This is a genomic window from Psychrobacillus sp. FSL K6-2836 (genome assembly GCF_038003085.1).
Taxonomy (GTDB): Bacteria; Bacillota; Bacilli; order Bacillales_A; family Planococcaceae; genus Psychrobacillus.
Genome location: NZ_JBBOOM010000001.1, coordinates 3,783,613 through 3,808,524 on the forward strand (window position 1 = coordinate 3,783,613; position 24,912 = coordinate 3,808,524).

At 36.7% G+C, this 24,912-nt stretch carries 23 protein-coding genes and 1 other annotated feature; of the genes, 17 read left to right on the forward strand and 6 right to left on the reverse strand.

What is annotated here, in order from left to right; translation table 11 throughout:
- Positions 1 to 82: 82 nt before the first annotated feature.
- The gene (locus MKY37_RS18315; RefSeq protein WP_340779179.1) at positions 83 to 481 is read right to left on the reverse strand and encodes a cytidine deaminase; all 399 of its coding nucleotides are present in this window, start codon (positions 479 to 481) and stop codon (positions 83 to 85) included.
- Positions 482 to 635: 154 nt separating this feature from the next.
- Positions 636 to 1,022 (reverse strand): sigma-w pathway protein ysdB, encoded by a 387-nt coding sequence (locus MKY37_RS18320; protein ID WP_340779180.1) that lies wholly within the window; start codon positions 1,020 to 1,022, stop codon positions 636 to 638.
- 93 nt (positions 1,023 to 1,115) lie between these two features.
- Here MKY37_RS18320 and MKY37_RS18325 point away from each other — a divergent pair, with 93 nt between their 5' ends.
- The 10 genes from MKY37_RS18325 to argF all read left to right on the forward strand — a co-directional run bounded on the left by MKY37_RS18325 (position 1,116) and on the right by argF (position 13,254).
- Complete coding sequence (locus MKY37_RS18325; protein ID WP_340779181.1) at positions 1,116 to 1,601, forward strand: dUTP diphosphatase; 486 nt, start codon at positions 1,116 to 1,118, stop codon at positions 1,599 to 1,601.
- A gap of 69 nt (positions 1,602 to 1,670) precedes the next feature.
- Positions 1,671 to 3,572 carry a DUF2207 domain-containing protein gene (locus MKY37_RS18330; protein ID WP_340779182.1) on the forward strand — a complete coding sequence of 634 codons (1,902 nt, stop codon included), beginning with the start codon at positions 1,671 to 1,673 and terminating at the stop codon, positions 3,570 to 3,572.
- A gap of 80 nt (positions 3,573 to 3,652) precedes the next feature.
- Positions 3,653 to 4,741 carry a M42 family metallopeptidase gene (locus MKY37_RS18335; protein WP_340779183.1) on the forward strand — a complete coding sequence of 363 codons (1,089 nt, stop codon included), beginning with the start codon at positions 3,653 to 3,655 and terminating at the stop codon, positions 4,739 to 4,741.
- A gap of 743 nt (positions 4,742 to 5,484) precedes the next feature.
- A complete protein-coding gene (locus tag MKY37_RS18340; RefSeq protein WP_340779184.1) occupies positions 5,485 to 6,153 on the forward strand; it encodes a response regulator transcription factor in 669 nt (222 codons plus the stop codon).
- Positions 6,150 to 7,517, forward strand: coding sequence for a sensor histidine kinase (locus MKY37_RS18345; RefSeq protein ID WP_340779185.1), 1,368 nt, complete (start codon positions 6,150 to 6,152; stop codon positions 7,515 to 7,517). Before MKY37_RS18340 ends, MKY37_RS18345 begins: the two co-directional genes overlap by 4 nt.
- Positions 7,518 to 7,631: 114 nt before the next feature.
- Positions 7,632 to 8,543, forward strand: coding sequence for an ABC transporter ATP-binding protein (locus MKY37_RS18350; RefSeq protein WP_340779187.1), 912 nt, complete (start codon positions 7,632 to 7,634; stop codon positions 8,541 to 8,543).
- On the forward strand, positions 8,540 to 9,250 hold the full coding sequence (locus MKY37_RS18355; protein WP_340779189.1) for an ABC transporter permease: 711 nt from the start codon (positions 8,540 to 8,542) through the stop codon (positions 9,248 to 9,250). The genes MKY37_RS18350 and MKY37_RS18355 overlap by 4 nt, the downstream gene beginning before the upstream one ends.
- Positions 9,251 to 9,982 (forward strand): ABC transporter permease, encoded by a 732-nt coding sequence (locus tag MKY37_RS18360; protein ID WP_340779190.1) that lies wholly within the window; start codon positions 9,251 to 9,253, stop codon positions 9,980 to 9,982. It begins immediately after the preceding gene.
- Positions 9,983 to 9,995: 13 nt separating this feature from the next.
- Positions 9,996 to 11,255: an erythromycin esterase family protein gene (locus tag MKY37_RS18365; protein WP_340779192.1), complete on the forward strand. Its 1,260-nt coding sequence runs from the start codon at positions 9,996 to 9,998 to the stop codon at positions 11,253 to 11,255.
- A 1,033-nt stretch (positions 11,256 to 12,288) separates the two neighbouring features.
- Complete coding sequence (gene argF / locus MKY37_RS18370) at positions 12,289 to 13,254, forward strand: ornithine carbamoyltransferase (RefSeq protein ID WP_340779193.1); 966 nt, start codon at positions 12,289 to 12,291, stop codon at positions 13,252 to 13,254.
- A gap of 255 nt (positions 13,255 to 13,509) precedes the next feature.
- On the opposite strand, the gene MKY37_RS18375 is transcribed toward argF, so the two are convergent.
- Entirely contained in the window at positions 13,510 to 14,904 is a 1,395-nt protein-coding gene (locus tag MKY37_RS18375) for an FAD-binding oxidoreductase (RefSeq protein ID WP_340779194.1), read from the reverse strand.
- 199 nt (positions 14,905 to 15,103) lie between these two features.
- Complete coding sequence (gene sspI, locus MKY37_RS18380; RefSeq protein WP_340779197.1) at positions 15,104 to 15,313, reverse strand: small acid-soluble spore protein SspI; 210 nt, start codon at positions 15,311 to 15,313, stop codon at positions 15,104 to 15,106.
- A 90-nt stretch (positions 15,314 to 15,403) separates the two neighbouring features.
- Between sspI and MKY37_RS18385 the strand changes: the two genes are divergently transcribed.
- The 4 genes from MKY37_RS18385 to MKY37_RS18400 all read left to right on the forward strand — a co-directional run bounded on the left by MKY37_RS18385 (position 15,404) and on the right by MKY37_RS18400 (position 21,779).
- Positions 15,404 to 16,168, forward strand: a complete 765-nt coding sequence (locus tag MKY37_RS18385) for a TrmH family RNA methyltransferase (RefSeq protein WP_340779199.1) — start codon at positions 15,404 to 15,406, stop codon at positions 16,166 to 16,168.
- A 183-nt stretch (positions 16,169 to 16,351) separates the two neighbouring features.
- Positions 16,352 to 16,585: a binding site (T-box leader), on the forward strand.
- A gap of 177 nt (positions 16,586 to 16,762) precedes the next feature.
- Entirely contained in the window at positions 16,763 to 17,800 is a 1,038-nt protein-coding gene (gene pheS / locus MKY37_RS18390) for a phenylalanine--tRNA ligase subunit alpha (RefSeq protein WP_340779202.1), read from the forward strand.
- Between the two features lie 13 nt (positions 17,801 to 17,813).
- Complete coding sequence (gene pheT, locus MKY37_RS18395; protein ID WP_340779203.1) at positions 17,814 to 20,225, forward strand: phenylalanine--tRNA ligase subunit beta; 2,412 nt, start codon at positions 17,814 to 17,816, stop codon at positions 20,223 to 20,225.
- 123 nt (positions 20,226 to 20,348) lie between these two features.
- Positions 20,349 to 21,779, forward strand: a complete 1,431-nt coding sequence (locus tag MKY37_RS18400; protein WP_340779204.1) for a sodium:solute symporter family protein — start codon at positions 20,349 to 20,351, stop codon at positions 21,777 to 21,779.
- Between the two features lie 36 nt (positions 21,780 to 21,815).
- Here the strand turns inward: MKY37_RS18400 and MKY37_RS18405 are convergent, their stop codons facing one another.
- Both MKY37_RS18405 and MKY37_RS18410 read right to left on the reverse strand, forming a co-directional pair.
- Entirely contained in the window at positions 21,816 to 22,010 is a 195-nt protein-coding gene (locus tag MKY37_RS18405) for a hypothetical protein (RefSeq protein WP_340779205.1), read from the reverse strand.
- Between the two features lie 105 nt (positions 22,011 to 22,115).
- Positions 22,116 to 23,261: an MFS transporter gene (locus MKY37_RS18410; protein ID WP_340779207.1), complete on the reverse strand. Its 1,146-nt coding sequence runs from the start codon at positions 23,259 to 23,261 to the stop codon at positions 22,116 to 22,118.
- A 170-nt stretch (positions 23,262 to 23,431) separates the two neighbouring features.
- On the opposite strand from MKY37_RS18410, the gene MKY37_RS18415 reads away from it, so the two are divergent.
- From MKY37_RS18415 to MKY37_RS18425, 3 genes are all read left to right on the forward strand, one after another.
- The gene (locus MKY37_RS18415; RefSeq protein ID WP_340779208.1) at positions 23,432 to 23,665 is read left to right on the forward strand and encodes a hypothetical protein; all 234 of its coding nucleotides are present in this window, start codon (positions 23,432 to 23,434) and stop codon (positions 23,663 to 23,665) included.
- 198 nt (positions 23,666 to 23,863) lie between these two features.
- Positions 23,864 to 24,232, forward strand: a complete 369-nt coding sequence (locus MKY37_RS18420; protein ID WP_340779210.1) for a hypothetical protein — start codon at positions 23,864 to 23,866, stop codon at positions 24,230 to 24,232.
- Entirely contained in the window at positions 24,225 to 24,749 is a 525-nt protein-coding gene (locus MKY37_RS18425) for a GrpB family protein (protein ID WP_340779211.1), read from the forward strand. Before MKY37_RS18420 ends, MKY37_RS18425 begins: the two co-directional genes overlap by 8 nt.
- The last annotated feature ends 163 nt before the right edge of the window (positions 24,750 to 24,912 follow it).

Genomic DNA, 24,912 nt, shown 5'->3' on the forward strand with positions numbered 1-24,912 from the left:
AAATTCACTCGGTAATCATATAGCAAACATGTCTGTCCAAAGCCCTTCGAAAAGGATAGAAACAGGTTTTAAAGTATTGTACTTACATCTCCAGATCAGTGAATGCGTAAGGTAATAATTCTCTTAAATTCAATTCTAGTATATCTTTGTTCTCATTTGTTAAATAAACTGGCATATCAGGCAAACAAAATTCTGCTAAAACTTGTCTGCAAATGCTACAAGGTGGAAGGAAATCTACCGTATTACCGGCGACAGCTATAGCCTGGAAATCACCTTTTTTATAACCATTTGATATTGCAGTAAAAATAGCCGTTCTCTCAGCACAATTAGTTGCCCCTAATGAAACATTTTCCACGTTTACTCCATTAATTATAGTGCCATCTGTAAGTAATAATGCTACTCCAACTGGAAATTTGGAATAAGGTACATATGCTACTGATTTCATATTACGTGCACTTTCCATTAACAGTTCTTTATTCATATTATCCATCCTCTTTCATATAAGAATGAACTTTTCAAAGTCCCCTTAGCGCCAATGTTTTGTTGGCAGGACTTCTAATATAATATTTTACAAAGTGTAAGTCAATATAAAAATGTGTATAATTTTCACACTAATTAGTAAATATCCATTCTTTTCATTCGTCATCCTGCATTAATTGCTCAATAGGGCTTTTCCAGTTTATTTTGGCATTAGGATAATTCATTTTTATTTCATTTTGTAAAAAACGTAAGTCTTCTTTCGTCAAGCCTTGTAATTTAGCAGGATCTTTTGTCCAAATGAAAATTGAAACGACTTCGAAGGCTTGGTCGGTAGTACCTAAATATTTTTCTCCCTCAAATAGAATTCCTTTATACGTAATAAAGAAGTTTTTACGAACATTTTTTACCTCATCATAATAATAATACTGTTCTTTTTCATATGCCTCATCCAGTTTACGCTTAGGATCAAATAAATAGCGAAGAATTTTATAAAAAACATATATGATAAGTATCAAAATAAGCAGTCTTAGTAAATGGAACATCTCAAATGTCCTCCTTGTAAAATACATTGTACTTGCTATACGATAGAGGAGGTAGTTTGGTTTCAAAATAAATTAAAATATTTGGAGGAAATGATGAATTTACATAAACTTTTTACAATGCAACATGCTTTAGACCAATATATTCAAGCTAATAAGCAAGTAACGGACGATGTTTTTGAAAAAAAAGGGTTGGCACTTATAGTTGAACTCGCAGAACTTGCGAACGAAACTAGATGCTTTAAATTCTGGAGTGAGAAGGGACCATCAGAACGAAGTGTTATTTTAGAGGAGTATGTTGATTCTATTCACTTTATATTATCGTTAGGAATAGAAAAAGGATTTCAAGATTTAGAGGAATGGCCACATAAAAGTATCGACGGAGATTTAACTGCACTTTTCATAGGTGCAAATGAGTCCGTCTTAACGTTTTTAACTGAACCGACTAAAACTCATTACGAAAAAGTGTGGATAATGTATGGTGCAATTGCTAAAAAACTAGGTTTTAGCAATGAAGATGTCTTACAGGCGTATATTGCGAAAAATGAAACGAATTATGAACGTCAAAAAAGTGGTTATTGATTTTGATTGAAACTTTTTCATGGGCGAACCGTAAAAATAACAATACATATTAGAATGGCGGTGTAATCTATGAAAAAGTTTCTATTATCAATTATATTAGTATTTCTATCATTCTCTTTTGGAATAGTAGCAGAGGCGAAGTCTTATTCCATTGATAAAGTACATATAAAGTCCTGGATTCAACCAAACGGGGATCTATTAGTAAATGAAGTATTTACTTATAATTTTGAGGGGTCCTTCTCTAAATTGCATCGGTCTTTCCCAAATGAACATGGTAAAGATGTAGAACAATTTTATGCTTATGAGTTAGCCGACTTGAACTTGGAACCAGGTTTTATTGATCCAGCCATGATGACTCTCTTACAAGTGACACAAGATAATAATACATTTTTTTCGAATATAGGAGTACGTGATCGGCAAGTATCATTTTTGTATGCTTATACTCTCAAAAATAGTGTAACTGCATATGATAATTATAACGAACTGGATGTTGTTTATTTTGAAGAAGGGGACAACCATGATCAGGATTATTCTAATGTAACAATAGATTATATTCTTCCTAAAACAGTTGAAAAAAATACGTTTGAAGGCGTTTTGTACAATAAAGCAAAGGTGAAAACGGAGAAAAATACTATTGGTATTCGATTTAAAAGTCCTGTTTCCAAAGCATTTACTGAAACGAAGACTAGTTTAATATTCCCTGCAGACTTAATTTCATTATCTGGAAAAACTAAAGCATCATTATCCTATAAAGATGCTTTAGCTAATGAAATAGAAAAACAGAAAAAATGGAATAAAAGACTGTCTTATATGGATACACTTATCTCATTCATACCGAAAGTCTCATTTGCAATAATAATTATCATCCTATGCTTACTGTTTTTCTTACCGCAAAGACATTTTTGGAGAAAAGGATATAGTGATGAAGTTTTAAGTACAGATGTATTGTATTTGTTTTTTGTTGATAAATGTGGAAAACCGCATCCTAAAGCCTTTCTTGCAGGTCTCTTTTCATTAGCAGAAAAAGGAGCAGTTAAAGTTAAACACGCAAAGTCTGCACTTCGATTTAAATATGATCCGAAAGCTCCAGAAGAAACATTGGATTTCCGGCTTACAGATGGAGCACTGGCTACTTCAGTATTTGAAAAATATATGACAGGTTGGCTATTTACAACTAAAAGTGGCTCTAGAAAGTGGGCATTTCATTTACATGATGCTGCAGGGGCTGCAAAGGATAATAAGAACTCCAAATTCTTTCATACCAAAGTAAGGGGCTTTAAAAAGAAACAAATAGAATGGCATCAATTAGTAGAAAAAGAGCTAGAAGAGGCGAGAGCTATTAATAGTAAAATACCTTTACTAATCATAACTTTTGCTACCCTTATAGTTTCACTGATTACTATATTCGCTTATTATGCAAATGTACAAAGCTATTTGGCTATTGCTTGTATATGTACTTTTACGATTATTTTTATAGTTATGCTTTGGATAAAAAAACGTTCGACATTATTTTTTAGTATATATGCTGTTCTATTATTTTTCTTTACTACTTCAATTGGAAATGATGAGGTAGTCGATTTGAACGTTGGATTATTATTATTGGTTGTCATTTTATATTTAGTCGTACCTAGAAATATTCTTTCGATGAATGCAGTACGTGCAAAAGATGCAGTACGTTCCTATCGAAAAGTATTAAAGAATGGGATGCCAAATACTTTGAATATTGCTGAACAAGAAAAATGGATAGTTAGAGCTTATTTACTGGGCAGAAAAAATGTAGATATCCCATATGAGGAGCTCTCTATTCCACTTGCTACAGTATTATTCGCAAGTACAGATCCGATAGATTATGTGACAAAGTCTTGGTCGTGGACTAAGGCTTCAGCTTCAACAGATGGAGGAGGTTATCACGGTGGAGATTCATCAAGTGGAGGAGGCGGTGGTGACGGCGGCGGAGCGGGAGCCGATTGAGATATTTTACATTCAAATTTTGAAAATGTCATTAATTTAGAATATAATTAAATTGTACATATATTTAGGAGGTCGAAATAATGCCAAAGCTAGATGATACATTAACGATGTTAAAGGAATTAACAGATGCTAAAGGGATTCCAGGGAACGAGCGTGAACCAAGAGAAGTGATGAAGAAGTACATCGCCCCTTTTGCAGATAATATTGAATATGACAATTTAGGTAGCCTTATTGCAGAAAAAGTTGGAGATGCAAACGGTCCAAAGATTATGGTAGCTGGACATTTAGACGAAGTCGGCTTTATGATCTCCAAAATTGATGACAAAGGATTTTTGAGCTTCCAAACAGTTGGAGGCTGGTGGTCTCAAGTAATGCTAGCACAACGCGTCACGATTGTGACACGTAAAGGAGATACGATAACTGGTATTATCGGCTCTAAACCACCGCATATTCTATCTCCAGAAGCTCGTAAAAAAGCAGCGGATGTGAAAGATATGTTCATTGATATAGGTGCATCCTCGAAAGAAGAAGCAATGGAATGGGGCGTATTACCAGGAGATATGGTAGTTCCTTATTTTGAGTTTTCCGTAATGAACAACGAAAAGCTTCTATTAGCTAAAGCGTGGGATAACCGTATCGGTTGTGCAATCGCAATTGATGTATTAAAAGCACTAAAAGGCGAAAACCATCCGAACATCGTTTATGGAGTAGGGAATGTCCAAGAAGAGGTAGGTCTTCGTGGTGCCAAAACAACTACTAATAAGATCAAACCAGATATCGGCTTTGCTGTGGACGTAGGTGTAGCTGGAGATACTCCAGGTATTACTGCAAAAGAATCGACAAGTAAAATGGGTGATGGTCCACAAATCGTATTATTTGATGCATCTATGGTTTCCCATAAAGGTTTACGTGATTTTGTAACGGATACTGCAGACGAAAATAATATACCTTATCAATTTGAAATGATACCGGGTGGGGGAACTGATGCAGGTTCTATGCATATTTCCGTCAACGGTGTTCCTTCGCTTTCAATAGGCGTAGCAACTCGTTATATACATTCTCATGCAGGAATCTTGCATAGAGATGATTATGAAAACACAGTAAAACTAATTGTAGAAGTGATAAAAAAATTAGATCGTGATGCAGTAAATAAAATTACATTCGATTAAATACTAGCGTTTAAAGGATTCTAGGGGAAAGAACAGATTGCGGCACCGTTATATCTGATTCCCCAAAATTTTCGAATAAAATTGAGATAATAAATACCTTCTGACAAATGTTGGGAGGTTTTTTGCATGACTAAAAGAACAGAAGTATTAGATGTGAATTAAAATAAAATCTATGTTATAATTATGGTAATTTAAACCAATACTGGAACACATTCATACGTAAAGAGATGTAACCTACATGTGTAGTGAGGAGGAGAAGAATAGAGTTATTTTAGCAAATGATATTAAACCTAAAATAGGGGTTAGAGAATAATGATTATATTTATATAAAAGGCATTCTCTAATTTGAGAATGCCTTTTAATTGAGTGCATCGGAAGCCCAATTTTAAAAAGTATGCGCACCTCTCGGGTACTCCTGATAAATAACCGTATATCATTTTTTAAATATTCTAGGGTTTATTGAATTTTGTTGTTACATGCTGCCTGGATCGCTACAATTCAGATCCTGCTCCACCTGTCGAGCAAGATTTATGTTAATCCCGGCTTAATTTACGACAATAGACCGCTAGATTACTATAATACAGCTTTACTTTACTACAATCAGAGTCCAACTCCACCCGTCGAGCAAAATTTACGACAATAGTACTTCTTTAAGAAATCCAGAACTACATCACGACCATCATTCCCAAAACCAGCTAGCATTCAACGAACAAACCACAGGCAAAACCTAAGGAGGACGAAAAATGGTACATATTCTTTACATAGAAGACGAAATCGATATAGGAAGCTGGGTAAGAAAGGATTTAACGGAGAGAGGGTATGAGGTGACTTGGCTGAAATCTGGGGAGGATGCGGAAAAGTATATTTCACAAGTGGATATGGCTATTTTGGATGTAATGATTCCTGGGTTAGATGGTTTTTCTATTGGAAGACGTATGAAAAAAGAAAAGGGAGACCTGCCTATATTAATGCTTTCGGCGCGGACCGCGGTGGAAGATAAAATAGAGGGTCTAAATTTTGCGGATGATTATTTAACGAAACCGTTTCATCCGGATGAGCTTGCAGCGCGTGTCGAGGTATTGTTACGGAGATACCAAAAGAATGATGATGTATTAAAGCTTCAGCATTTGATGATTTATACAAAGGACATGAGAATCGCTGACAATGAGACGAATGAGGAAATCCAATTAACGGGCAAGCAGTATCACCTTTTGCAGTACTTCGTTCGTCATTTGAATCAAATATTAACGAAAGAACAGCTGTATGAGGGAGTATGGGGAGAGCGTTACATCGAGGGTGATAAGACGTTGATGGTGCATATTCGTTATTTACGAGAGAGAATTGAAAGGAACCCAGCAAAACCAACTATCATTGAAACGATTCGTGGAATCGGGTATAGGGTAAAAATATGAAGAGGTTTTTCCAATCATTATTAGCAAAGTATATGTTCCTTATTCTATTAGCACTTTCAATTGTTCAAATTTCCTACTTAATTATCGCTTTATTTTTATTTGGCATTTCCAAAAATGTAGAGGATCAAATCCAAACTCGAGATACGCTAGAGGAAAGTGAAGTAGAGGGGAAATGGCATCAAGAAGCAAACGCTATGCAAAAGGTTACAACTGATTCCATTCAACAGCATTTTGACAATTGGAAACAGCAGCATCCAAAAGCATCGATGTTTTGGGTGGACGATCAAGGGAAGCTAGCTAATCAAGAAGACGTAATGGTACAACTGCCTGCGGAGTGGTCATCCTCATATACAGCAAAATTCATAAAAGAGCGTTACGGAGGAGACCCATTTACGGTTATTGCGTTTGTCGGGCAAGATGAAAGGAACGGTTTCGTTGTACTGGAGATGCCGAGGTCCGAGTTTGATCCGCCGCTAGCACATATTTATGATCGGTATGGACTCATTTTCGTTTTTGGTGTCATTTTTATTATTTTCCTATTTATATTCGTCTCCTTTTTATTCTTTCGTAGTATGAGAAAGCGTTTATTACACTTACAGGAGGCCATGGAAATACGGGATGTAGACGGGCTACCCATCGAGATTGCGGTGAAAAAGAAGGACGAAATTGGACAGCTTGAAAAAACGTTCAATCAAATGGTATGTGAGCTGAGGGAAAGTAAACAGCGAGAACGAGAGGAGGAACAACTACGCCGAGAGCTGATTGCCAATCTTTCTCATGATTTGCGTACACCTTTAACAAAAGTGAGGGCACAAACCTATTCGATTGCTAAAGAGAATTTATCAGAAGAGGGTCAAAAAGCGATTAAGTCGTTGGAGGCTTCTGTTGTAAATATTGATAGGCTAATGGAAAACTTGATGTCGTATACATTACTCATGGCTAGTAAATATAAGTTTGAATCAAAGGAAATTGACGTTATTCGTTACGTACGAGAATGTTTAGCTTTATGGTACCCTGTCTTCGAAAAGGAAGGATTTGAAGTGGAAGTCCATTTGGTTCCATTTGAGCAAAACAAATGGAAGGTTGACCCGATTTGGTTAGGAAGCATAGTAGATAACTTATTACAAAACGTGCTTCGCCACGCAAAAAACGGCGGATATATTTGTGTCAAAACAGAATCTACCAATCTATATGATGCCATCGTCATTTTAGACAGAGGAAATGGGATGAAAAACGAATCCAACGAAGCAGGAGCAGGTATCGGCTTATCCATTGTTGATATGATGGTCAAGGGCATGAAACTGGATTGGGATATTGAATCCGGTGAAAAGGGAACAACTATCAAAATAAAGAAAAACAAGTGATGGTGTATTTGAAGGGACATCCTTTCGAGTATACCTTTTTTTAAACAAAATTTAAACTTACGCCTTACCAAGTTTTAACATTCTATGTCTAACATAGATAATGAGGTGAGGGAAATGGAATATGTAGTACAGACAACCAATCTATCCAAACGTTTTGGGAAGGAAAGTGCCGTGATAGGGCTGGATATGAAAATACGTAAAGGAGAAATATACGGATTTTTAGGACCTAATGGAGCGGGGAAGACAACGACCATTCGTATGCTTTTAGGCCTGATGAAAGCTTCGTCTGGAACGATTCAAATCTTTGAAAAGGATTTAAATAAAGAAAAAATAAATATTTTAAAAAGAGTGGGTTCCCTAGTAGAGAACCCGTCCTATTATCCGCATTTAACTGCGTATGAAAATTTAGAGGCATTAAGAAAAATACTAGGCGTTCCTAAAACGAGAATCCATGAGGTATTAGAAATAGTTCGATTGTCTGAGGTTGCAAATAAAAAGGTAAAAGGATTTTCCCTAGGAATGAAGCAGCGATTAGGGATTGCCGCTTCCCTATTAAACAGTCCAGAGTTACTAATCCTAGATGAACCAACCAACGGACTAGATCCATCGGGCATTATAGAGATTCGTAATCTAATCAAACAGCTGCCTGCGGAAACTGGAATGACCATCTTAATCTCCAGTCATTTATTATCAGAGATTGACCAAATGGCGACGACAGTTGGAATCGTTACGAAAGGGAAAATGATTTACCAGGATTCCATCGAAAATTTGCGCATGTATGCCCAGCAAAAGGTTCTATTAAAGGTTAGTGACAGCGAGCAAGCGTGGCGTTCGCTATTAGGTAACGGTATAAAAGCAGATTGGCAGGACGGGATTATTTTATTGTCTGAGCATTCCGATGAAAAAGTTTCGAAGGCGATTCATACCCTTGTACATGAAGGCTACTCCATTTACCGTGTAGAAGAGGAAAAAAGATCATTGGAAGATACCTTCCTTCAAATGACCACAAGGGAGAAGGTCATATGATTGGAAAACTATTACGGGCAGATTTTTTGAAGATTAAACGAAAAGGACTATGGTTTCTAGCGTTTTTAGGTCCCTTCGGAGTTATTGCCCTGCAGATGGTCAACTACGGAGTTCGAAAGGATTATTTACTAAAACAGAGTGACGATGATTGGGGATACTTTTTAGCAAATGTACATTCCTTTACCCCACTAGCACTGGTTTTAGGAATCGCGATTTTAACTTCATTTATGGCAAGTATAGAAAATGAAACGAATGCATGGAAGCAGCTAATTTCATTGCCTGTCTCCAAGATGAATGTGTATTTATCGAAATTCACGGTACTTGGTAGCTTGTTATTTGTATCTTCGCTTCTGTTAGCAGTATTTTCTTTAGGATATGGCATTCTATTAAACTTAGGAGATCAAATACCTTACTTGGAGCTGTTAAAGTATAGCTTCTATCCATACTTAGCTGCCTTGCCTGTACTTGCATTACAGCTCTGGATTGCCTCTGTGAGCCAAAACCAGGGAATTCCGATTACGACAGGGGTATTAGGTGTCATATTTGCGTACTCTGCTTTTATATTACCTGATTGGATGATCTGGAAGTGGCCTTCTTTGATGAACGAGTGGGATGAGCCATTAATCAATGTCATGCTTGGAATCGGAGTAGGTATACTATTGTATATTGTTGGAATGCTTGACTTTACGAGAAGGGATGTGAAATAAATGGTCTCCATTTTACAATCGGAATGGTTTAAGTTTAGACATTCAAAGATTCTGTTCATCATCTTGACTGTACCGCTTATAGGTATATTCCTTGGATTAACAAGTAGATTTTCTAATGAGGATTTTGAAATCAATGAGTGGTATTTGTCCTTGCTATCTATGAATTTAAGCTATGCCTTACTGTTTTTACCTCTGATAACAGGAGTTTTAGCAAGTGCTATTTGTAGATACGAACATCAGGCAGGTGGGTGGAAACAGCTACTGGCATTACCTGTGACAAGAGGAAGGGTATTCATCGCGAAGTATGTATTGTTAATGGTGCTAGTACTAGTTATACAAGTATTATTTTTTGTCGCTGTTTACATAGTCGGAATGATAAAGGGGTTCACTGATCCTTTCCCAATGGAGATTGTTTGGAAAAGCTTAGTTGGAGGATGGGTAGCGACTTTGCCATTAGTTGCACTACAGTTATGGATGTCCATACTGTTCAAGAGCTTTGCAGCGCCATTTGCCATTAATGTGATTCTTACATTGCCTACTATACTTGTAGTAAACTCCGAGCGTTTTGGTACTTTCTATCCGTGGGCACAGCCATTTTTAATGATGTATATCGGGGGAGACACGGGCGATACCTTTTTCGTTCCTTGGGTACAATTATTAACCGTTGTAGGCGGAAGTTTTATCTTATTTTTTGTCGGAGGGTATTTATATTTTCAAAGGAAAGCAGTTTAAGGGGATGATAATAATGTTGAATAAGAGCTATATAGTATGTGCTGCTATCTTGCTTTCTGTTTTTTTGGCAGGATGCAGCAGTGGCAAAGTGATTGATGATGCGGAATCATATAGTTCAACAGTGGATGCTATGGATATCCCGGATCATGTTAAGCTGATCGGCTTAGGAGAGGCAACACATGGGAATGTGGAATTTCAAGAGCTGAAAAAAGATGTATTTAAAACGTTAATCAAACATGAAAACGTCCGTGTATTTGTCTTAGAAGGTGACTTTGGAGGCGGGCAGCAAATAAACGAATTCATTTTATATGGAAATGGTACAGCCGAAGAGGCAGTAAATACGCTAGACTATGGTATTTATCAAACAGAGCAAATGGTCGATCTTGTACAATGGCTGCATGATTATAACGCGACAGTTAGCGAGGACGAGAAGGTTTACTTTTATGGAAATGACATGCAGCGCTATAACTACAGTAAAGAAGGAGTGCTTAAATACTACAAAACAGTAAACCAAGATGCATTTAAAAATTATGAATTAAAACTTGAACATGTCTCGAATGAGAAAATGCGTGAGTTAACTACGGAACAGTTAAACGAGGCCAAGCAAACAATAGATGAGATAATTCTAGATTTACAATCGAATGAAGCAGCTTATGTGGGAAAATCAACAAAGGAAATGTACACATTTGCCCTGCAATACGCGCAAATCTTGAAGCAGCGTACGCAATTGTTCTTAAATGATAAAGATTATATGCAGCTGCGAGATGAGTATTTGACGGACAATTTGCAATGGATTATGCAATTTGAAGCAGCCAGAGGTAACGAGAAAGTATTTTTTAACGGTCATAATGGACATATAGAAAAAACGTCTGCGTCGTTAGCTGGCTACAAATCGATGGGCAATTATTTAGATGAGCTATACGGAGAAGAGTATTTTGCAATTGGTACGGACTTTATCGAGAGCAATTTTCAATCAAAAAATGGCAGCTCCGGGGATCGTAAAAATTATAAAGTGAAGAATCACAACGAGTTAGTGGACGCTTTCAAAGAGGTGGAATCAAATATTTTTTACGTGGATTTTGAAAAGGCGAGTGAGTCCGGTGAGTTAGAAGAAATAGTTTCGAAGGAGCAAAAGATGGCAAATATCGGGGATGACTTTCGCATGTGGTACAAATTTTTAAAGATGTTTTACACGATTGAAATGACGCCGAATGAAGCATATGACGGTATCATTATTGTAAAGGAAGCTACACCGACAAGTGTGAAAGAATAGAAATAATAAGAATCCATTTTGGTGAATCTATTTTACAAAATGGATTTTATTTTAAAAAGAGATGTTTTTTCGGAGTGTAAAGTACAACGGGTTTTAAAAGATAAGAAAGTATAAAAAAATGTGGCATGAACACTGGGTTCATGATACTTTAAGGAATGAATAATGCTAGTGATTTCCGTTACAGGTGGACGCGTTCTAGCTGAGCGAGGCCGAGCCTCCCCGGACCAGTACAATGCTGGTTACGAATCGTCGACACATGCTGTAGATTTCTTGACCTTCATTCCTAATAACCACTACCTGCGGGGTCTCGACTTTCTCGCTTATCCCGCTGGAGTCGCCACCTGTAACGAAAATCAATCAGTGAGTAGTACTCCACTAGGATATTTGGTCTAGCTTATCGCTTAGATGATAAGATTGGTCAAATTTTAGAGAGTAATTAAATTATTTGTAATCGCTTTTGAATTAGAAATGCGATTATCCAATGGTCGAGGAAGAAAGCAAATTTTCTTTTATCCTAGTGGAAATAAAGAGAAGTAGTAAGTGTTTGCCCCATAAAGAAGCGAAATAGCGAACGAAATTGCATCTTCGAGAGCTTCCTCTATCCTCTATGTATAGGAAATTAGCTTTTCTCTAGTTATCCAGAAACGCACTAACTTGTTTCTAAGAGTTGCAGGAGGGCGACGGACAGGCAAACGCCATAAGATTATCGAAAAAAAGGGATATTGGTTGTGACGTCAGTCACAACCAATATCCCTAAAAATTCCCTCGGTAATCATATAGTAAAATGTCTGTCCAAAGCATTTCGGAAACGATAGAAACAGGTTTTGACCTTAAAGGACCGGGCATCTTTTTGCGCGGTTTTTCTTATTTTAATTTATTGTTAGTAGAGAAAAAATCTTATCAAGTATTACTTATGACTTAAAATAATAATGTGTTTTATGTTTATTTAGTGTATATAAATCCACTTGACTTTATAATTATTCAAACATATAATTGATATTACATAAATATACGGAAAAAGGAGTTTTTATAAATGAAGTTACTTGAATGGGTGAATTTAAAAGTAGTGGATAGTTTAAAGGGGAAAGACTTATTGACACTTTTAGATTACTCAAAGGAGGAGGTAAGCGACTTAATACAGTTGGCTGTTGATTTGAAGACGCTAACGAAAGCTGGAAAATGTCCTCCTTTACTTGAAGGGAAAACGTTAGGGATGATTTTTGAAAAACATTCAACACGTACAAGAATTTCCTTTGAAGTAGGTATGAAGCAATTAGGTGGTAATGGCATGTTCATGAATGCGCGTGATTTACAAATCGGTCGCGGTGAATCTGTCTACGACACTGGGCATGTATTATCTGGTTATTTAGATGGAATCATGATCCGTGCAAATTCACATGAAATGGTTAAAGAGCTTGCCGAGCATGCTAGTATTCCTGTGATTAATGGATTAACAGATATTTATCATCCATGCCAAGCACTTGCAGACATTTTAACGATTCATGAAGTGAAGGGATATACGTCTGGACTGAAGCTAGCATATATAGGTGATGGAAATAATGTTGCGCATTCACTAGTTATAGCAGCTGCCTATATGGGGATGCATATTTCCGTAGCAACTCCAGTTGGCTATGAAGCTAATACACAAATAATAGAAAAAGCTAAATCAATTGCACTAGCAAATGGTGGCTCTCTGTTCGTTTCTAATGATCCTGTTGAAGCTGCTGTAAATGCAGACGTTGTGTATACAGATGTATGGACGTCAATGGGTCAAGAAGAGGAAACAGCTAAACGACTTGCTGATTTTAAAGATTTCCAAATTAATGAGGAGCTAGTTGCAAATGCAAAAGATGATTATATGTTTTTACATTGCTTACCAGCCCATCGTGAAGAAGAGGTTGCAAGCACTGTAATTGATGGTACGAACTCGTACATTTTCCAACAAGCAGAAAATCGCTTGCATGCACAAAAAGCGGTGCTTGCATCAGTCATGGCTTAAATTAAGTATCAACAAATGGGGAAGACAGGGTTTGTCTCTTTGTTTGGAATTATATATACAATGTGATGTCGTTTATCAAGATGGATAACTTCATCACTACATAGGAAGAGTGATTCGGGAGACGCTGAATCACTCTTTATTACATGAAAAGACTGTCCACAAGTCGATTAATTCGACGAGTAAGACAGCCTTTTTTAGATTAGTGCTATATGCCAATATGTGCTTTAACTTACTAGTAGAAACCAATAATTTCTTTTACTCGCCTGAATCTCCAATATTAACATTCTTACGTGGGTTTAATATATTGTTTGGGTCAAGAGCAATTTTAATCTTTTCCATCACCTGTAATGCTGTTCCATGCTCTAAAGCTTGGTATTTTTGTTTACCAATACCAACACCATGCTCTCCTGTACATGTTCCGTTACGCTCTAAAGCATAATGAACTATTTTTTCATTATATTTATCTGCCTTGGCAACTTCCTCTGCATCATTCATATCAATCATTATGATTGAATGGAAATTACCATCTCCCACATGCCCTGTAATACCGCCAGTAAGCCCATTGGAATGTAATTCTTTTCGCGCAAATATCACTGCTTCGGCAAGTTCTGAGATAGGAACGCAAACATCCGTAATCATCATTTTTTTTCCAACATTCCCGTGAATATAGGCATATGCTAGGTTATGTCTTGCGTCCCATAGCTTAGTACGAGCTGTATTATCTGTTTCAAATTGGATTTCTTCGCAGCCATGATCTTCCATTATTTCTTTGGTAAACTCGACATCTTGTTTTAACCCTGCTTCATTGCCGTCAAATTCCAAAAATAGTGTGGGCCTTTCAGCGTAATTCATATCATTATAATGATTTACTTGACGGATAGATTCCTCATCGACTAATTCTACTCTTGCGATTGGAATTCCTGCCTGTAAAATGGAGGTAACTGCTTCTACAGCATTTTGAACGGTAGGGAAGACGGCTCTTGCTGCAGTTGTAAATTCAGGAATGCCGTATACTCTTAGTGTTAGTTCTGTAAAACAACCAAGCGTCCCCTCTGAACCTACGAATAGTCCATTCAAATGTAACCCTGATGCTGATTTTGCTGCTAAGCTTCCTGTGTGCATAACAGTTCCATCTGCAAGCACAACCTCCAAATCACGAACCTGATCACGCATTACACCATATTTGACTGTGGTTGTTCCACTTGCATTAGTAGCAGCCATTCCACCTAGTGTTGCATCTGCTCCGGGATCTACGGAGAAGAATAATCCATATTTTTTTAGCTCTTTGTTTAATTGTGTTCGTGTTACACCAGGCTGCACCTTTACAAGCAGGTCACTTTCACGGACCTCCAAAATTTTATCCATCAATGAAAAATCGATTGTAATTCCATTATCATAGGGGATTATATGACCCTCTAAGCTGGAGCCACGACCAAAAGGGACAACTGGGATTTGGTAATTGTTAGCTAACTTCATAATTTGACTAACTTCATCCGTATTTTTTGGAAAAACAACTATGTCCGGAAGACTTGCCTCATGATACGACTCGTCTTTGCTATGTAATTCTCTCACAGTTAGATTGACCGAAACTTGTTCATCTGTTAATAGCTTCTTTAATTCTAGTACAATATTATCAATGGATATACTCATATTATTCGCCTCTTTAATATTATGAAATGTATATCGGAATTTTAAAATAATTCCAATAACACAATTATAAGCAGTTATTTTAAAAAGGTAAACGTATATTATGTATTTAATGGATATAATAATATAATGAATGTCTCCAAAATGTATTATTAAAAATTGAAAAATCCCGCGAAGAGTTCAATTTCTTCACGGGATTGTATCATTTAGCGAACGCAGTTGCCAATTCGTTTAATACAGATTGCTTGTTCGATTCGTCTGTCATGTTCCACCATTTTTCGAAAAACACACCTAGCCCAGGTAGTAAATGTTCTTCGCCTCTTTGAATAGCGTCTTCTACTACACCTCGAATGTCTGTTGCCGTATGACCTTTCATATTAGCGGTAATAGCTTCTCTAATTTGAAAATCCATTTTCATCACTCCTCGTAATTATCTTCCCCAAACTCTCGCCAGCTATACATGATTTTGTTACACTTATATAAAAAAGGCGGTCACATATATATGAAACGTATTGAATCTCCTCAAAATTCTTTAGTAAAGCATTGGAAAAAACTATTAAGTGTTAGAAAAGAACGCGACAAAACAGGCGAATTCATTATGGAAGGGTATCATTTAGTAGAAGAAGCTATAAAGCAAAAAGAAAATGTACTCACCATCATGATAAGTGATACAGCAGAAGTTCCAGGCAATTGGGAGATTGAGAATATAGAAGTTGTAGAAATAAATGACTTGATAAAAAAAGAGCTAGCTGAAACCGAGCATACGCAAGGAATATTTGCGCATTGCAAGCAACAAACTGTGAATGAAGAAGAATATGTTAACTGGAATCGTCTATTATTAGTAGATGCTGTGCAGGATCCGGGAAATATCGGCACAATGATTCGTACTGCAGATGCAGCGGGAATTGATGCTGTTATTCTTGGAAAAGGATCTGCAGATGCCTATAATTCGAAAACTTTGCGTTCCGCACAGGGATCTCACTTTCATTTGCCAATCATTAAAGGAGATCTCTCTGATTGGGTAGAGAAATTGAAAGAACGAAAAGTAACAGTTTATGGTACAGCGTTTGAAAATTCTACACCTTTTAATGAAGTGAAAAAAGAAGAATCATTTGCGTTAATCGTCGGAAATGAAGGAAGCGGTATTAATACCGAACTTCTCGGGCAAACTGACCAAAATATTATTGTTCCTTTATTAGGACAAGCAGAATCATTAAACGTTGCAGTAGCTACGGGAATTCTGTTATATGGACTTACATTAAAATAATTTTAGACCATGTTATCTAATTGTTAATTGTTTATTGATTGGAGTGGAAAGCGTCCGCCTGGAACTGAAATACCACTTTGTAGTTGTGCGCAAATGTAGTAGTACTATTATTTTTATATATTTCTGAATAAATCAGACTTGAAGAAAAATGTAAAAGTCCGTATAATGGATATAATTTGATAGATAAAAGCTGTAATCGGGAAAAGTATATATGATCATTCGAAATAGAGGGATTTTACACCTTGACTGAAAGTGTAAATGGAGAATGCATATAGAAGTTCACCCCGTTAGCTGCCACCGGGACCAGCAATTGCTGTAAAGGTGTGCCGGTGTAGAGCCGTTAGTCGAATTGAGTGATTGCACTTATTTTTGTGCAATAATCAGGGTGGTACCGCGAAATTAGTCCTCGTCCCTTTTATAGGGGCGGGGATTTTTTATTGTTTAATATTAATCAGCCAAAAACATGCTAATTTAAATTAAACAACCTCCGACGGATGTCACAGATTTTGTAAAGGAGTTTATCGAGGCAAGCTGGATACAAAATCTGGACGCAAATCCAAGGCGAATTTGAATGAAAAGGAGAGAGTATTACACATGGAAGCACAACTTCAACAGTTAAAAGAAGAAGTATTACAAAAAATTGCGGCTTCAGGCACAGTCAAAGAACTAAATGACGTACGTGTTGCCTACTTAGGAAAAAAAGGTCCGATTACGGATCTACTAAAAGGAATGGGCAAACTTCCCGCAGAAGAACGTCCGAAAATGGGTGCACTAGTAAATGTAGTACGTGAAGAAGTAACTACTGTATTGGAAGCACGTATGACTTTACTTCAAGAACAGGCTATTAATGAACAACTAGAAAAAGAATCGATTGATGTAACATTACCGGGTCGTCCAGTGAAGACCGGAAACCATCACCCACTTACTCGAGTAGTAGAGGAGATTGAAGATTTATTTATAAGTATGGGCTATGAAATAGCGGAAGGTCCAGAAGTGGAGAAAGACTATTACAATTTCGAAGCGTTGAATTTACCAAAAGGTCATCCAGCTCGTGATATGCAGGATTCTTTCTATATTTCGGAAGATATTCTTTTACGTACACATACGTCTCCAGTTCAAGCACGTACGATGGAAGCAAAAGAAGGTCAACCGATTAAAATTATTTGTCCAGGTAAAGTGTATCGTCGTGATAATGATGACGCGACTCATTCACATCAATTTACACAAATTGAAGGACTGGTAATTGGTGAAAATATTCGCATGAGCGATCTTAAAGGTACTCTTTCGATATTTGCAAAGAAAATGTTCGGGGACGATCGTGAAATTCGTCTACGTCCAAGCTTTTTCCCATTCACGGAGCCTTCTGTGGAAATGGATATTTCTTGCTTCAAATGTGGTGGCGATGGCTGTAATGTTTGTAAGAAAACAGGGTGGATTGAAATTTTAGGCGCTGGTATGGTTCATCCAAACGTTTTAGAAATGGCTGGGTATGATTCTAAAAAGCTTTCTGGCTTTGCATTTGGTATGGGTCCAGAGCGTATTGCAATGTTGAAATATGGAGTGGAAGATATTCGTCATTTCTATACGAATGATGTGCGTTTCTTAACGCAATTCCACCGAACAGAAGTGTAAGGAGGAATATGATATGTTAGTTTCGACGAAATGGTTATCAGAATATGTAAATACACAAGGATTAGATCCAAAAGATTTAGGAGAAAAGATCACACGCTCAGGTATCGAAGTAGATGCTGTGATTGATCGTTCTCAAGGAATGACAAATGTTGTCGTTGGTTATGTGAAAGAAAAAGTGAAGCACCCAGAAGCAGATAAACTGAATATTTGTCAGGTAGATGTTGGGGAAGAAACTACACAAATTATTTGTGGGGCACCAAATGTAGATGCAGGGCAAAAAGTAATCGTTGCTCGTCCAGGAGCAGTACTTCCAGGCGGTATGAAGATAAAAAAAGCGAAGCTTCGCGGGGAAGAATCGAATGGTATGATTTGTTCTCTTCAAGAATTAGGGATTGAAGGACGCCTTGTTTCTAAAGCATATGCAGATGGGATTTATGTTCTTCCGGAAAAAGCAGTTCCTGGAGAAAGTGTTCTTCCATTGCTAGGTTTAGATGATGTTGTTTTAGAGCTTGGTTTGACACCTAACCGTTCGGATGCATTAAGTATGCTTGGCGTAGCTTATGAAGTTGGAGCTATTTTATCTGAGGATATGAAATATCCAGAAGCAAGCTATTCTGAAAGTAATGAAAAAGCATCGGATTACTTAAATCTGAAAGTAGATGCAATCGAAGAAAATCCAATGTATATTGCTAAAGTTGTGAAAAATATTCAAGTAAAAGAATCACCACTTTGGTTACAGAATCGTTTAATGGCAGCTGGAGTACGTCCACATAATAATGTAGTTGACATAACGAACTACGTACTAATGGAATATGGTCAACCACTTCATGCATTTGACTATGACCGGCTAGAAACAAAAGAAATTGTTGTTCGTCTTGCGAGTGAAGGAGAAAAAATTGTTACCCTTGATGATCAAGAACGTACTTTGAAATCAAATCACTTAGTTATTACAAATGGCAATGAGCCAGTTGCAATTGCGGGTGTCATGGGTGGAGCAAATTCGGAAGTTCACGATGGAACTACGACCGTTGTAATCGAGTCAGCATACTTTGCAAGTGGCTCTGTTCGTCAAACATCGAAAGATCATAATTTACGCAGTGATGCTAGTGCACGTTTTGAAAAAGGGGTAGACCCAAATCGTGTAATTCTTGCAGCAGAGCGTGCAGCAAGTCTTCTTGCAGAGCTTGCAGGAGGAGAAGTGTTAGCGGGATCTGTAATTGTTGATGAGCTAGACAAAACTCCTGCAGAAGTGATTGTATCTCCAGACTTTATCAACAATCGTTTAGGGATGAAAATTTCTTTAGAGGATATGACATCTATTTTATCTAGATTAAAATTTGACTATCAAGCTGCAAACGGTCTCTTATATATTAAAGCACCGACTCGTCGCCAAGATATTAAAATTGAAGAAGATATAATTGAAGAAATTGCACGTATGTATGGCTATGATGAAATTCCAATGACACTACCAGTGGAGGAATCCAAGCCAGGCGGTCTAACATCTTATCAGGCAAAACGTCGTCAAGTACGTGCCTACTTAGAAGGTGCAGGATTATACCAAGCAATTACGTATTCATTAACTTCTAAAGAAATGTCTCAAAAATTTGCGTTAGAAACAGCCACGGTAACAGAATTGTTAATGCCGATGAGTGAAGAACGAAGCATACTTCGCCAAAGTTTAATCCCGCATTTACTGGAAGCTGTTACCTATAATACAGCCCGTCAAGCAGATACGGTAGCACTGTATGAAGTAGGCTCTGTTTTCTTAGGTGAAACTGATTCTGGATTACCTCATGAACAAGAACATCTAGCAGCAGTAATCTCTGGTAAATGGTTAGACCATAGCTGGCAAGGTGAGAAAAAAGCAGTTGATTTCTTTGTATTAAAAGGAATTGTGGAAGGATTAATGGAGCTTCTCGGACATACAAGTGAGCTTACATTTGAACGTGCAGTAGTAGATGGTTTACATCCTGGACGCACAGCTTCTATCAAATTGTCTGGAGAAAAAATCGGGTTAATCGCTCAATTACACCCATCTGAGCAAAAAGATCGTGATTTAAAAGAAACGTATGTGTTGGAAATGGATTTAGCAAAAGTGCTAAATAAATCAGTAGAAGCATTGTATTATGCACCAGTATCTAAATTCCCTTCTATTACACGTGATATTGCCTTAGTTGTAGATAGTGAAAAAGCAACCGGGGAACTTCAAGCGATTATCCACTTATCTGGTGGTAGATTATTAAAAGGTGTACATCTATTCGATCTATATGAAGGAGAAAAAATGGAACCAGGTAAAAAGTCGGTTGCATTCTCCCTAACATACTTTGACCCAGAGCGTACCCTTACAGACGAAGAAGTAGTAAATGCACATAACAAAGTTTTAAAAGCACTTGCAGAACAAGCGGGAGCGGAGTTAAGAGGATAATAGGTAAAAGTTGAGCAGCGCCGATTTTAGGTGTTGCTCTTTTTTATGGAATTATAAAATATATTCAGAATAGTGTTTGAATTGTATGGCGCACAGGGAAGAGAGAAATTAAGGAGGGGTTTGATGGGTTTAAGCTTTTGGACATGGACATTGACTATAGTATTATCCTTATTCTTTATAGTAATGTCGTTTTTCTTTAAAAAGAAGGCAGATGCTAGTTTCGCTCACTATGCAATAGCGGGTGGGTCGCTACCTTTTTTCTTATTACTATTCACGGATATTGCTACGATTATGGGTGTTGGGAATTTTGTTGGTCACTCTTCCAAGGGTTATGAGATTGGAATAGCTAATATTCCTTTTGTAGTTGGAGAGCAGGGGGCAAAGATACTATTTGCTTTAGTTTTTGCAGGGTTTGCAGCAAAATTTACATATAAAACGTTGGCAGAAATGATAAATGATTTAATCGTGCGAGATCGCATTACTCGCAGTCTAGTTGCTATTTTGACTTCATCCATAATGATAGCATGGGTCAGTGGACAGGCAATGGGGATGGGGGCTTTGTTTTCAACCTTTACTGGTGCTGAACCTGTTCTAATGATTTTAGTGTTTTCTGCAGTATTTATTATTTATACAGCAGTAGGGGGGATGTATTCAGTAGTATGGACTGATCTCATACAAGGAGGGATTCTCATTGCTATAGCAGTGTGGTTCTATTTTCAAGTATTTGATCGTATTGACTTTAGTTATGCAAATTTGAAAACCGGGTTAGCTGAAGTCGGTTCAAGTGAACTCGTTCAGATGAATCTATCTGTAATGGAGGTTGTAACACTTTTTGTGACAGGAACTTTAGGAATATTAGCTGCTCAAGTTTATTGGCAACGTTGCTTTGCGTCTAAAAGTTCAAAGTCAGCAAGTCGTGCTATGCTGGTAAGTGGTATTGTAGCAATTATCTTTACGACTCTAGCAACAATTAGTGGATTAGTAGTTAAGCTTCAAAATCCAACTCTCGATGCGGATAATGCTATTTCGTGGTTAATATTAGAAGAAATGACACAATTAGCTGCTCTAGCTTTCTTTATCATGATTTTCATGGCTGCTATCTCAAGTGCGTCATCATTACTTCATTCAGCTGCTGTTGTAATCATCAATGATTTAGTTATTCCGAATATAAAGGAAAAGACGGATTTGTATTACCTCAAGTTAACAAGAGTTAGTGTAGTTGTATTTGGCATACTCACTATTGTAACTGCTATTTGGGCGGATTCTATAATTGATTTATTTTCTCTAGCATACTCTATGGCCGGGGGAGGAGTGGTACCTGTATTAATTGTAGGATTAATCTGGAAAAGTAAGAGAAACTCTACTTTTGTTATGGGTATGAAGAATAGTAAAGTTTCTGTTTGTGGTGCTCGAATCGGTATAATCTCTGGGGCAATTGTCTCTTTAATATTAGGTGTTTTATGGGGGGTACTTGCGTCTGTAATATTGACAATATTGTTTTCTAAACTATTACCTTCAGAAGATATTATGATTGGTTCGAGAGAAATGAGTTAATATAGCAAAATGAAACCCTGCATTTTACGCAGGGTTTCATTTTGGAGAAATTTGTTTCTGATTAATCCACCAATCAATATGATCCAAATTAAAGACGATCATATTTGCCATTGGTTTTAAGTGAGGAATCTCTTTGTTCATGATTAAATCGTTTATTTCCTCTTCAGTAAGTGGGTATCCAACTGTATCTAAATAAGAAGATAACTTTTTTACCCCATAGGCTCTTCTCAATTAATCACCTCCCACCAAAATCTCTTCCTGTAAATAAAGAAAGTTTAGTAAAAGGTACTAATTTTAAGTCTATGTATTTTTAATACCCATTTTTAAAGAAAATAATCATACATGAACTTTTCGCTTTCGAATAGTCAACAGTAAACCAAATACAACTCCTATGAAGGACAACGCTGAAATGATGAAGTAAAATGAATGTCCTCCAAACTCTTTGTAAAGGGATCCACCTGCATAAGAAGCAATAATGCTAGATAATCCAAAAAATAATAATGCTAGAACAGTTTGTCCCGTAGCACGCCATTCCTTTGGCATAATATTATACAAGTACTGAATTGCAGCAGTGTAAAAAATAGGGAATGTTAGCATTTGCAATAATTGTAGGATAGTTAGAGTAACAGGACTAGTTACATAACCTGATATAAAAAAACGTAAAAAGTAAAAGAAGGTGGCAATCGTAATGATCTCCAACTCCTTACCTTTTCTTAGCCACCAAAAACTAAGCGCAAAGATAATGATTTCACTAGTAGCTGCCAAGAAAAAGGCGATTCCCACTAAGGATGTATCTCCCCCAAGTGCTTTAATATGAATCCCTAAAAACGTATCATTCATACGAGCAGGAACGGAGCTTACGAAGACTAATGCTAAAAACAGAAGCATTTCTTTGTTTCGTAATACTTGTTTTAACCCCTTCATGGTCACTGGTTTAGCAGAGGCTTGTATATCAGGCATGAACCAAACAATTCCTAACGATAGAAGTCCCAATAAAACAAATAAAATCGATAGACTGCTCACCCCAAAATAATCCATCGTAAACCCAGCTATTAAAGACAAAACTGCATAGCCAAGCGCTCCATATGTGCGAATGGAACCATAGCTAATCCGAGCCATCTCCGAAACGGTGAAATTTAAGCTCTCTGTTAATGGATCAAGTGGCATGAGGAAAAAATACACTAGCAATGCAAAGATAATTAGTAAAACAAAGCTATCGAAGTTAAATAAAAAGTAACCCGAAACTGCAGTCAAACATACAAGTATTAGCATGACCTTTCGGATAGTTTTTGTTTTATCACTGATGAATCCCCATAAAGGTTGTGCAAATAACGTCACAAACCCCCCAGTTCCAATGATTATTCCAATTTCACTCGTGGATAATCCTTGTTCAGCTAAATACACAGGTAAAAAAGGAATAAAGAGTGCAAGTAAACCAAAAAATAAAAAGTTATATCCTTTTAATAAAACATGTACCTTCAAATAAATTCTCCTTAAGTAAAACCGTAATGATACCCTTCATTGTAACTGATTTAATCAGGAATTTGTATGGATTAATAGGAATAATACTAAATTCAGATATTTAAATTAGAAAGAGGAAAAAAATCATTTTTAAGAGAATATAAAAAGTAATGAAGTTTGGGGGTGATTTGGTGGATGGAATAGACAAAAGAAATCGTTTAGATGAAAACCCTTTTAGTTATAAGATTTCTAAGGATAATACGGTTTTCATAGAATTTCATGGGAAGCGTGTGAAAATATTAAAAGCCAAAGAGGCAGATAAGTTTTTAAAAAGAATAGAAGAGGCAGAAAATGATAAGGAACAGCAATTAATCTTAGCAAAAATCACTGGGAACTTTAAACGTGGAAATGAGCGAAAAAAATAGAAAATGTGCTAAAGAGATGTTAAGAAGATACGGCAATCACTTGATAGGAAATGAATTATTCAAAGAGAGTACACAAATTTTTTTGTAGAGAAAAAAGAATCTACAGGATATATCATATTATTAAATATGAAAAAGGTTACAGAGTAACTATGGGTATAGCACGGGGCAAAGGATTTGTATTGTAAATGATAATTATATGTGGCTACAGCATTTTCTGATAGGGAAAAATTTTTCCGTCACTACGATGTTCGATACTTGTGGGGAAATAATGCAGTGTATATTGATATATGTTACGAAATAAGAATCGAAAATTATATTCCTTGGTGGGATGACTTGTTTCTAGATATTGTCGCATTACTTACAGGAGAAGTTATTCAACACGATGAGGATGAACTGGAAGAAGCGCTTGAAAGTGGAAGTATCTATCATAAAATGTATGATTTAGCAAGAGTTGTGGCAACTAGAATTGCTACATGTATTAATGAAGAGCAATTTAAGTTGCTTGGTTTTTCGAAGGTCCTTAAAGAATTGTTAGAAGAATATTTGCAAGAGGTGAAAAATGAATAAACGTAAAGTATCAGTAGAAAAGTATTCAACAGATTGGAAGAAAAAGTTTGATGAAGAAGCAATACTGCTCCAAAAGATTTTTGGTTTAGAAATTCAAATGATTCATCATATTGGAAGCACGTCTGTGAATGGTTTGAGTGCAAAGCCGATTATCGATATGATGCCCGTTGTACGAGATATAACAAAAATAGATGCATATAACGAAGCAATGATTGCAATCGGTTATGAACCAAAAGGTGAAAACGGACTTTCTGGTCGTAGATACTTCCAAAAAGGAGGAGATAATCGGACGCATCATGTACATATTTATGAACTTGGCAATGGTGAAATTGAAAGGCATCTTGCATTTCGAGATTTTTTGAGAGTGCAACCGGTTATTGCAAAAAAATACGGAGATTTAAAAAAAGCATTAGCGGAGCAATTTCCATATGACATTGACGCCTATATTAATGGAAAAGAGAAATTAGCCAAGGATATTGAACAACAAGCGATTCATTGGTTTTCTAGAAGAACGTAATTTTCACCGAGCAAAGCATTTGAATGACTAAGAAGCAATGTTTTAGGATTAGATGCCAATTGCTACGATGATTGGAAAGTAAAACTAAAGCGCTAATAAATGGATGGTATAATTGGATACAACTTTCTGAAAGAAATTTACCTTGTAATAGGTTTGTATAAAC